Consider the following 10,680-nt stretch of genomic DNA (forward strand, 5'->3'; position numbering starts at 1 on the left):
TTCCGCTATTACTTCAGCTGCTGCGGGATATAGTCCGGCTGCTTGTAGGTGCCGTCGATGATCTGTTGGCTCGGACCATAGGTGCGCAACACCACCCAGAATGGGCCATCAGGCGCGGGCAGCCAGTTACTCTCTTTGTCTTTTCCCGGGGACTCGTGGGAAAAATAGAGTGTCAGCGAGCCGTCCGGGTTGTGCTTGAGGCCCTTGGTACTGGAGCCGATGGAATAACGGTCGAGGGGGTTGTCGACAAGGAAACGTTCCGGCAGGCGGTACATGGTGTAGGACCAGAAATAGTCCACCGGCGGGAGCTTTCCTTTAGGGAAGGTCACCGTGTAGCTCGCCTTGCTGCCATCGGTTTCCTTGCCGTTAACATCATTGGGATCGGTCAAATACACCGACTGCTGTGGTACATTGCCGAAAATGCCGAGGTACACACCTTCGGCGCGATTCGCATAGTCGGTTCCGATCTGCTCACGGGTACCAAAGAAGTCCGCAGGGTTGTACTTGCTCCGACCCCGGCGATCCATCTGTTCGCGGGCGTCCTTGATCCCCTGGCGCAGCGCTTTCTGGGTCTCCGCGGGAAGCTCACTGAATTTCCAGCCACCCTTCACAGCCATTCCCAGCTGCTGCAGCTTGGCATACATCGCGCTGTCAGCTGCATTGCGCGTGGTCAACGGCAGAATGAAACTGACGTAATCCCAGTATTTATCTGTTAATTCAGCGCCCTCTTCCCAGCTCGGCCAGTCGATCTTGGCAGCGGCGGCTGGCGCCTTGGTGCCGAGGTAAGCGCTCAAGGGCTGCACCTTGTAACTCTGCTGGATTTCCTTGCCCCTTGGCAGATCGCCCTTGCCACCGATCAGCTGAGTGCGCGTCAGCGAGCCGAGGAAATCGCTTTCCCCGCGAATGATCCGGTCAATGCCCTTCGGCTTCTCCCCTATCCAGTCGGGCGCCACCAGCAGCACATTGATTCCGTCGTTGCCGTCGTTCACAGATCCGGGGTTATCCAGCACGTAACCCCACAGGTCGTCCCACTGACTGGTATAGAAGCGCTCCTTCTCGATTTTGGGCAGCGTCAGCACCCAGGGTTCAGCCCGCAGATCCACCCATACGTAGGAGTACGGTGTATCGTTGTTGGGCGTGACGATATCGGTATCCTTAGGACTGGAAATACCCAGGTGCAGCCACTTGCCAAAGTCCCGATCCCCCTCAATCGCCTGCTTGTACATGGTCCGGTAGTTCATGACCAGCGGATAAGTGAACAGATAGGCCTCTTTCGCTATCTCCGTCTTAGTATCATTTTTCTGCTGGGCCGAAGCGAAAGCCCCCAACACCAGTACCAACACACTTGCCGTTACGGTCACTATCCACTTCACAGCTAACCCTCCAGGCTCTACCACTTAATACTGGTAGGTCATAAAAACTCAAGTGCTCCTGCACCTTGCCACGCTATTCCTATAAAGCGTAGTACAAGGAGGAAAATGGTGCGCCAGTGCCATGCTAAACTTCTTCCCGCCCTTAGTACAAAAAACACCCACAGCCTAACCCGACCCTTTGAATTTTCTATTCTGGCACTGTTAACCTTGCCTGCGGTCAAACCCTGTAACAGCCGATCCTTGGTAACAGAGCCCGTAGATTTCATGCCCCACAACACACGCATAACCTTCCCCGGACGAACGTATTTCGCCGCGATCCTGCTGATTCTCGCCAGCGTCTTTGCGGTAACTGGCGCAGTGGCTGGGGACAAGCAGTACTACGACATTCAATACAAGGCGCGACTCGACCCCGAAAGCGGACTGGCCGATGTTGAAATCACCCTCGCCGGCGAGCAGCTGCCGAGCAAGCTCACACTGCACCTTGACCCGAGCCGGCATCAAAATCTGGAAGGCGAATTTCTAACCAGAGAAAGTGACGAGGCCGTCTGGACGCCCAAAGGCGAGCGCGCGTCGATTCGCTACCAATTCGTTATCGATGCGAAAAAGTCCTCTGGCAGGTATGACTCCCGGATCATCGACAAATGGGCAATTTTGCGCAGCGACAAAATGATCCCGCCAATTTCTGCGCGGGCACCGAAGCAACTGCAATCCCGCGCGACGCTGGCAGTCGAGGTACCGAGGAAATGGAATGTACTCGCCCCCTACACCAAAGATGACGACGGCATCTTCCAGTTGCGGGATCCGGGGCGCCGCTTTATCCGCCCCAAAGGCTGGATGATCGCCGGCCGCATCGGCAGCCGCCAGGATGTCATCGACGGCACCGAGACGGTTGTCGCCGCGCCACTGGGCAAGAACATCCGCCGCCAGGACACCCTGGCATTCCTGAGCTGGACGCTGCCCGAACTGAAAAAAGTCTTCCCGCAGTTTCCGAACAAGCTGTTGATCGTGATGGCCCGCGACCCCATGTGGCGAGGGGGATTGTCGGGCACGCGCTCCCTGTTTATGCACGCGGACCGCCCACTGATTTCAGGCAACCGCACCAGCAGCCTGCTGCACGAGCTGGTGCATGTCGCCACCGGTATCCGCGGCGATCACGAGAGTGACTGGATTGTGGAAGGTATTGCCGAGTACTACTCACTGCAAACCCTGCGCCGCACCAAAGGCATCAGCGAAAAACGCTTTAAGGGAGCACTGAAGGATCTGGCTGCCTGGGGCCGTGAATCTCCCAACTTACTGGTTAAACGCTCATCCGGTCCCATTACCGCTCGCGCGGTTGGTGTCCTGCACGAGGTGGATCTGGAAATACAGCAATCCAGTGGTGGGAAACGCAGCCTGGACGACGTGGTCAAGGCGCTCGCCAAGGAGCGCGGCCGAGTCACGGTGAGGAAATTCCGCACCCTGGCCGAGGAAGCCGCGGGCAAACCGCTTGCGCAATTGAACAGGGAAAATCTCAGCGGGGAAAATCTCAGAAAGTAAAACCTTGCGGGCAAAAAAAAGCCCTGACGACGGGGGGGGGGAGAGCGTCAGGGCCAAGACCATTAGGAGTGAAACTTGGAGGATTTCATCCTTACAACACACTGGGCGTCCGTATGGAGGAAGACGCCCGGCCGGCACTACTAAACACGATTGGGGGGAGATGTGTGCAAGCCAGCTATCTTCAGTATTGGCCAGCTCCCGAGATTTGCCAGCCGGGCCCGGCAAAATCCTTAGAACAATTAGAAATAGTCTGGCGATGACATAGGCAGAAAGTTATTAGGCCGGTTAAGGTCAAGGCTGCGGACAAAAAACAACCAGGTTGTTCCCTGAAAGAGCGGAAACCACACTGTAATCCTCCGGGGACGCGCAGTTATCACTGGGCACTTGACTAATCCCGGCCAATCCCTAGAATAGCGCCCTCTTGTCGCGCCGGGTGGCGCGTAAGTATCAGAAAATGCTAGGATTTTTTGAAGCAATTCGATAGAATCCGCGGCGTTTTCACCGCCTTGAGCGGCACCTGTGGCTAGGTGGCAGAGTGGTCATGCAGCGGACTGCAACTCCGTGTACGCCGGTTCGATTCCGACCCTAGCCTCCATTTTCCTCACCAGTCTCCGATCAACCCGACTGGTAACAGCATCAGCCCTCTTCTACTGAGCTGTTTGCTGACCCACTGCCCGGATGGTGGAATTGGTAGACACAGGAGACTTAAAATCTCCCGTCCTTTGGGACGTGCCGGTTCAAGTCCGGCTCTGGGCACCACAATACTCCCCCCTTGTAATACCCAAAGAAATCAATGAGTTACGGCGCGAGCTGTGTTTGCTCGTGTCCGTCATTTTTGCGTCAGTGGTACACAACTGGTACACATTTGTTACACAGTCATGCACCTGCTCCAGCGGCCAGACAGCCCCTACTATTATTACAACCAGCGACTACCCGAAACCCGGCAGTTACTGCGCTTCTCCCTTCATACGGCAATTCACAACGCGGCACTAAAAGCAGCGCACGCGATTTCCCGCCAAGTTCGCGAATGGCAAAGGTTGGGCATGGATTACAGGCTGATAAAGAAGAACGCCTACGAGCAGGCGCTGAGGTTTCGCGATGAGTGGCTCGAAGATTTTTACTCTGGTGGTGCTTATCCTGTAACCGGCAAAAACTGGCAATAAGACCTTGCCGAAATGCTTGGCGAAGCAAATCCGAGCGACACCAATCAACCAGCGTATAACGCGACCACAACGATAATGTAGCGAGGATGAACGTGTCTAATGAACAAAATTTCGGTGGTGCTGACTATCGCCAGTATGAGCGCAGCAGCCGGGATAGTCTCAGGGCTTGCTTCACCCATCCATCCCTGCCCAGCAAAACGTGAAGTGAAGATCGGCCTCAGATCAAATTCAGCGGAGAAGTCTGTGGCTAGACGCCACGCACGGTTTTCTGCATCACATGGCCCTGCCGAGAACCGAGTAATGCGGTTCACTGGAATACGTATTCTTCCGCCGCCGATGCATGTACCACGTCTGGCGTGAAGGGATACAGCAAAGGCCGCTGCCAATATTGGAACTAACCGGGGATTGTCCGCCCCCCCCCTTCAGGACAACCCATCTCCGGCAATGAGTCGACCCACTGGAAACTACCAAGGAAAGCAAAGCTTCGCAATCACGGGGGGGGATGGGGGAACTTGCGCGACACGGTCTATCGAGTGTGGGCACGAATTTTTGTAGCGAAAAAATACTTGAAGTAATTGAAGTCACTGTCGCGCACCAGGGTGTGCAGGGGGAAAGCAGGAAAACTCCCGCCGTAGGAAACGCTCATGGATGTATGACTCAAAAAATAATTCGGGCAACTGCACAGCACTTCCCGCATTTGGAAACAATCGAGAACAACGGGTTGATCTACACGCAGCTTAAAGAACCATTTACCGAAACTAAGAGTCCAATCACTCGCCCCAACATCTGTCAATTGAAGAAAAGGCCCCGTAATGGACTACAGCGATAGATTTTTTATCAAGCTACTTCCAGTCTTACTGATTGCCATATTTGTCTCTTTTACAACAATTGAGGCGCACGCAGAGCCGGAAAAACGGGTCACTAAGCGTGAGGACGGCAGCAATATCTACTGGTCAATTGAGCACCCTAATACGGACAAACGTCGGGGTGTTCTCCTTATCGCACAAGGATCTGGCTGCGGACCCACCACCCAAAACCCAACAATTGCGTCGGCTAAGTCTATTGTCTCGGATTATTCTGTTTTGCTGGTTGAGAAATATGGCGTATCTCACGATGACAGACCAGAAGACCCCATGACTGACTGCTCGAAGGACTTTTTCAGTCATCACACAGTAGGTCAGCGCGTGGCAGATGTATCACGGGTCATCAAAGAATTGAAGGGCTCTTCTTGGTGGAGTGGCGAACTGGTGTTGTTTGGCGGCTCCGAGGGTGGTGCAGTTGTCTCGCGCCTAACGCCACTCCTCAGACCAATTGCGACGGTAGTTTTTTCCTCTGGGCCAGGCGCATCTCTGGCTGAGTCGCTTTTATCCGTGATACCTCCCCCAGCCAAAAAGCAAGCCAATGAAGTATTTAAGCAGGCCCGTGAAAACCCTGAGAGCACTAAGATGTGGGGTGGAAATTCCTATCGGTGGTGGGCTGATGTAGTCGATGATGTCCAAGTTAAGCATCTACTGAAAACCAACGTGCCGGTGCTCGTAGTACAGGGTGAGAGGGACCAATTCAGCCCGGTTGAATCAGCACGGGCAGCAAGGAGGTATTATGACGATGCAGGTCGCTGTGAACTCACTTACTGGGAGTTCCCTGATTACGACCACTTCATGACAGACAGTGACGGCCACAATCATCGCGACGAAGTCTTTCAAAAAATCTCCAAGTGGATCGAATCTACTCAGAGCGGCAGCGAGCAAAAATGTCCCATCCAATTTAATGGAGGTACTTCTCGACCACCGGATAGTATTTGTCATACCTGTAGCCGAGCCCTTTCGTGGCGGGAAGATCTAAGAGCGGCGCGAATGTCATCCGGTTGTTCTCTAAGCTCTCCATCAGCTTTGCCTGCGATATCGCCATCGACTTCAACACCTCTTTTGGGTCATCGGACCGGATTGCGGCATCGTAAAGCGCAATACGGGCCGGTGCATCGTACGCTACTTGATTCATGACGCCCTTCTCGTAGCCAAACCAAACACCCAGCGCGAAAGCTGGCAGCGACGCGATAAGAGCAGTAACGAGTGATTTAACCATCTCCTGTCTCCTCATATTCAAACCTGCTCAAAGTATATCCGGGACCACATCACCCGCCCCATCCGCCCACTTCGCAATGCAGTTGGCGACAGATCAGAGTCAACTGGGGGTGCAGACACACAATTGGTACACAAGTGGCATACCTCTGGATTATAATCGAGGATGAAAACGAACTTTGAAATCAGTACCTTAGCGCAACCCGTTGATTTCTACGGGGCTTGGATTGGCGCTCTTCAAGTCCGGCTCTGGGCACCACAATCCCCCCTTCTCTCGCTCAATTAAGTCACTCGCTCCTCAGAATTTCGGCACGAGCTGCAGTTGCGCTTTTCCGTTATCCGGCTAGATTTGCCGTTGTCCGCCCCAAAAATTAGAAGTCGAACATATCCAACTCACGGAAGCATGCGATGCCTGCCAGGCTGTGCGTCTTAATCCCACTACTTTTCTGCTCAAATGTGTACGCTTCCGAACTGTATCCAAAATGGTCGGGCTGGCTACTTAACCCTCACAGCAGTGGCTGCGAGCTGAGCAATAGCTTTTTAACCCGCGACAAACACAAAGGGGAACTCGAAGGCACGGCGTTTCACAGAATTCACGTTTATTTCACCGCTACCACATTTGCCAGCCCCTCGATTTCCGAAAAGGACCTGTACAAGACTCGCTTCCACCTCCGGGTAGTCCCTCGGGAACACAAAGTGCTGCCACCTCACAGAATCGGCAAAGCCGTCGTTAATGGCTTTGAAGCCATACCGATGGTCATGAAAACCCATCACAAGCACGACTTCTCATTTGACGGGCAGGCTTCAAGCAAGATCTTTGAGACATTTTCGCAGGATGAACCCCTGAACATCACATTGATATTCAAGAACGGGGAACGCAGGCAATTTCGTATATACCCCCGAGCCAACAAGGTGAATCATGTTTTCGGCGCTATGTTCCAGACGTGCATTCAGCAACACAGGCCAGGGTAATCCCGCCCCAATACCTTCGAGCTACCTATTCAAGATACTGCTTCACCACGGGCGCGTATTTTTGATAGCTGTAGTCCATTCCCTTGGTGGCGGGGAGATGCAAAAGCGGAGGAAAGGTGACGCCACTATTCTCAAGACTCGCCATCAGCTTTGCTTGTGCTACCGCCATGGACCTCAACGCCACTTTTGGCTCATCAGACTTGATCGCCGCATCATACAGTGCAATACGCCCGGGCGCGTCGTAAGCAACGTAGTTAGCGACTCCCTTCTCATACCCGTAATACGTACCAATCGCGAATGCACCAGTTGCTGCGAGCAGAACGACGACGCACCACTTAAACATGACCTATACCTTGATAAATTTTAATTTCATGTGGACTTGAATTAGGGAACCACTGTGTCGCGAAAGTTTATCCGAAGCGCATTAGCGCCAATCCTACTTCTGAGCGCCGTTGTATCAGCCGCACAATCCCCGCGAATTGCTCCAGACAATGTAGTCGATTGGCAGGGATGGCGGCTGAATCCCCACAGCGTCGGTTGTGAACTCAGCAATTACTACAATGCCGAACGCTGGCCAGGTGGTTACCTGAAAAATACGGCGTTCGACACCATGTACCTGCGCTTCAGTGTCAATACATTCATCCACGGTCAAATCATCATCGCGGACGAAATCGGCAAAATTGAATTCGGATTACAGGTCAACCCCCGCGGAGACCGCGATATTGCCGACAACCAGGGAATCGCAAGCGCGGAGATCGGTGGATACCCGGCAGCACCCCATGTCGGCAAATACCATGACGCCCACTACTTCTGGCTTACGGGTGAGCAGGCCGCAGACGTATTTGCGCGTTTCGCCAAAGACCAGCAAATCGGCATCTCACTTCATTTTCAGGACGGAAAGAAGGTGGACTTTCAGGTGTTTCAATATCCGCTAAAAGTCAATCACGTGTGGGCCGCAATGCTGGAGACCTGTATCAGCAAACACCGGAAGCGCTAGGCTGGGAGCGTCCTTCAAACACATCCGCGCCCGACGGGTTGCCCGCGACTACCCTGAAAACAGGATGATAATCTCACGCGAACTTTTCCATGGAGACAGAGACCTTCTGGCTGATCGCAATTTTTGCGGCGGTTGTGGTGCTCGCCAAAGTCTTGTTTTGCCGGCATGCACAGCAAAGGCTCGGCTTTTCCCTTCGCTACCTGCGCGAGGCACCACAGCTGCTTACCGCGATGGCGGCAAAGCTCGCCTGTTCGGCCCGCCATGTTTCCGGGTTTACTCCCGCACACATCCAGCGGGACCTGCGCAGCTACTCCGCCGCCTACAATCTGGTGCGGATTGAATACCGCGACAAAAAAGTCATCGCCAGCCTGGGGGGCAGTTTTCGGCGCAGCGCCACCTTCCGCCCGGGCCTAGGCTGCAGCCTCGATCACTGGCCGGACATTCAACTGAATCGCTTGCGGGTTGCCGCCGTCACCAGTGACGACTCGCCGTGGCCCGCCGGCGAGCACACCCCGCATATCCGCCCACCCCTGCAATCGCTAGCGGAGCGATTAGTTGAGGAAGACAATCGCGCGGGCCTGGATACCCGTGCGCTGGTGGTGATCCACCACGGGCGGCTGGTGGCGGAGTCCTATGCGGCGTCGGTGGGTCCATCTACCCCGCTGCTGGGCTGGTCTATGGCGAAAAGTCTCACCGCCATAATGATCGGACGCATGGAAGCGCTGGGGCTCGCAAACCTTCAGTGCCACAACCTGTTTCCCCAGTGGCGGGGAGACGCCCGCAGTGAAATCACATTGCAGCAACTGTTACAGATGTGCTCGGGGCTCCGCTTCGACGAAACCTACGCCCCGGGGCATGACGCCACGCGGATGCTGTTCGGCACCGCCAGCACTTCAGAATACGCGCTGCAAAGCCCGCTCGAACATTCACCTGGCTGCTTTTTCTGCTACTCCTCCGGCACCACCAACCTGCTCGCGCGCTGGATGCACCAGCAGCTCGGCGGCACGCAGCGCTGTATCGAATTCCTGTACCGGGAACTGCTACAACCCCTGAACATGGCACATACGCTTTTTGAAACCGATGCCAGCGGGGTACTGGTAGGCAGCTCCTATGCCTACGCCTCCGGGCGGGACTGGGCTCGCCTCGGTCTGCTGATGCTCGACAACGGGAGGAGTGTTTCAACCCGACTGCTGCGCGAGGACTGGGTGCAACGGGCTCAGGCGCCAAACCGCAGCGCCAATGAGCCAGGCTACGGATACCAGTTCTGGCTCAACCGCAATGGCAGCGAGGGGCTGCGCTACCCCGGTCTGCCCGCAGACACCTACTTCATGCTCGGCAATCACGAACAAAAACTGATGATTTGCCCCAGTTACGACGCGGTAATTGTGCGTATAGGCTGGACCGCGGGGGAATACCCGATGCAGCGTCAATTCGCGCGAATCCTCAATCACTTGCCTGGCGGGTAAACAATTTCCACAGGATTGCGGAGGGCGTCAGCAGCATCCCGGGAAAGAACGCACAGTTTTGGTATGACCGCTTTGATGCACGCAGGGATTTACGGTAGTGTCGTCCAATTCGACCCGGCAGAAAAGGAAGCCAGCGCCGTAAATACGACTGCCTTGCGATATGGGAGCGCGCAAAAAGGCAGCAAAACACGATAACAACAAAATCATGACTGCTTCCGTGACTACCGGGCGTGCACTTGGCCCGATCACATTTGTCTGGCGCTATTTTTCCAGCAAGGTAAACCCTTTTACCCGGCGCATTGGCACTGGTGACTGCCCCACTACCGCAGCCGGTCAGGCCATCGAGAATGCCTGCGTCTCAGCGCCCAGCCGCGGGCGCAGCGGCCTGCTGCTTTCACTCCTGACCTCGACGCTGATGTTGAGTGACGATTTCCTGCAGCAGCTGTATACCAGTAACAACCAGGCCGAGCTCGAACCCTCTTATGTGTTTGTTATCTGGATACTGAACCTCTGCCTCTGGTTCGCCGGCCGCCGCTGGTTCGCCAACCTGGTACTGGGGATGTTCGCTTTTATGCAGCTGCTGCAGTTGTGCCATATCTCGTTTATCGGTGAACCGCTGACCGCATACGACATCAGCAAACTGCTATCCGAGCGCGAAGAAATTGGCACCGCGGCGGGTGCGGCTGCCAGCATGCACTGGCCCGTACTGCTGGCATGGGGGCTACCCTACGGCGCGCTGTTCCTGCTGTTCAACCGCTGGCTGCCCAGTGCTGCCAATTCCCACCAGCGCAGCAGTTACTCCTGGGCCCCGCTACTGCTGGTAATCCTGATTCTAGGCAGCAAGCCGCACCGGGCACTGGAGATGGATATGCTGGCATTTATGCCCGGCCCCACCCGCAGCTCGCTACACAATTCCATCAACGTGTTCAGCTTCTATGGGACGCGCATGCTGGGCCGAAACGATCAGTTTCAACGCCCGCAATACCAACCTTACACCGTGACCCCGATTCCGGTAGCGGATGCGCCGGAAACCATCTTTCTGGTGGTGCCCGACTCGGTGCGCAACGATCGGCTGGGAGTCACCGGTTACCCACG

Annotated in this window: 8 protein-coding genes and 2 tRNA genes; 8 read left to right on the forward strand and 2 right to left on the reverse strand. The window is 55.1% G+C overall.

The window, feature by feature from the left end:
• Positions 1-8 precede the first annotated feature (8 nt).
• Positions 9-1,373, reverse strand: a complete 1,365-nt coding sequence (locus tag QZ511_RS01085) for a DUF1214 domain-containing protein (RefSeq protein ID WP_295797673.1) — start codon at positions 1,371-1,373, stop codon at positions 9-11.
• 264 nt (positions 1,374-1,637) lie between these two features.
• Between QZ511_RS01085 and QZ511_RS01090 the strand changes: the two genes are divergently transcribed.
• The 5 genes from QZ511_RS01090 to QZ511_RS01110 all read left to right on the forward strand — a co-directional run bounded on the left by QZ511_RS01090 (position 1,638) and on the right by QZ511_RS01110 (position 6,072).
• Positions 1,638-2,909 (forward strand): hypothetical protein, encoded by a 1,272-nt coding sequence (locus QZ511_RS01090; protein ID WP_295797675.1) that lies wholly within the window; start codon positions 1,638-1,640, stop codon positions 2,907-2,909.
• Positions 2,910-3,430: 521 nt separating this feature from the next.
• Positions 3,431-3,504: transfer RNA gene (locus tag QZ511_RS01095), tRNA-Cys, on the forward strand.
• Positions 3,505-3,581: 77 nt separating this feature from the next.
• A tRNA-Leu gene (locus tag QZ511_RS01100) sits at positions 3,582-3,668 on the forward strand.
• A gap of 119 nt (positions 3,669-3,787) precedes the next feature.
• Complete coding sequence (locus QZ511_RS01105) at positions 3,788-4,072, forward strand: hypothetical protein (RefSeq protein WP_295797678.1); 285 nt, start codon at positions 3,788-3,790, stop codon at positions 4,070-4,072.
• Between the two features lie 812 nt (positions 4,073-4,884).
• Positions 4,885-6,072 (forward strand): hypothetical protein, encoded by a 1,188-nt coding sequence (locus tag QZ511_RS01110; protein ID WP_295797681.1) that lies wholly within the window; start codon positions 4,885-4,887, stop codon positions 6,070-6,072.
• Between the two features lie 1,075 nt (positions 6,073-7,147).
• On the opposite strand, the gene QZ511_RS01115 is transcribed toward QZ511_RS01110, so the two are convergent.
• Positions 7,148-7,465 carry a hypothetical protein gene (locus QZ511_RS01115; RefSeq protein ID WP_295797682.1) on the reverse strand — a complete coding sequence of 106 codons (318 nt, stop codon included), beginning with the start codon at positions 7,463-7,465 and terminating at the stop codon, positions 7,148-7,150.
• Between the two features lie 54 nt (positions 7,466-7,519).
• Here QZ511_RS01115 and QZ511_RS01120 point away from each other — a divergent pair, with 54 nt between their 5' ends.
• From QZ511_RS01120 to QZ511_RS01130, 3 genes are all read left to right on the forward strand, one after another.
• Positions 7,520-8,119 carry a hypothetical protein gene (locus tag QZ511_RS01120; protein ID WP_295797686.1) on the forward strand — a complete coding sequence of 200 codons (600 nt, stop codon included), beginning with the start codon at positions 7,520-7,522 and terminating at the stop codon, positions 8,117-8,119.
• A gap of 89 nt (positions 8,120-8,208) precedes the next feature.
• Complete coding sequence (locus QZ511_RS01125; protein ID WP_295797688.1) at positions 8,209-9,585, forward strand: serine hydrolase; 1,377 nt, start codon at positions 8,209-8,211, stop codon at positions 9,583-9,585.
• A 205-nt stretch (positions 9,586-9,790) separates the two neighbouring features.
• Positions 9,791-10,680 (forward strand): hypothetical protein (locus tag QZ511_RS01130; protein WP_295797691.1); only part of this gene is annotated, 890 nt, incomplete at its 3' end.

Origin of the sequence: uncultured Microbulbifer sp. (assembly GCF_913055755.1) — a bacterium.
Taxonomy (GTDB): domain Bacteria; phylum Pseudomonadota; class Gammaproteobacteria; order Pseudomonadales; family Cellvibrionaceae; genus Microbulbifer.

Bases quoted from the DNA above. Each gene is read 5' to 3' on its own strand.
- QZ511_RS01090 (WP_295797675.1), top strand. From the start codon at position 1,638: ATGCCCCACAACACACGCATAACCTTCCCCGGACGAACGTATTTCGCC.
- QZ511_RS01105 (WP_295797678.1), top strand. From the start codon at position 3,788: ATGCACCTGCTCCAGCGGCCAGACAGCCCCTACTATTATTACAACCAG.
- QZ511_RS01110 (WP_295797681.1), top strand. From the start codon at position 4,885: ATGGACTACAGCGATAGATTTTTTATCAAGCTACTTCCAGTCTTACTG.
- QZ511_RS01115 (WP_295797682.1), bottom strand. From the start codon at position 7,465: ATGTTTAAGTGGTGCGTCGTCGTTCTGCTCGCAGCAACTGGTGCATTC.
- QZ511_RS01125 (WP_295797688.1), top strand. From the start codon at position 8,209: ATGGAGACAGAGACCTTCTGGCTGATCGCAATTTTTGCGGCGGTTGTG.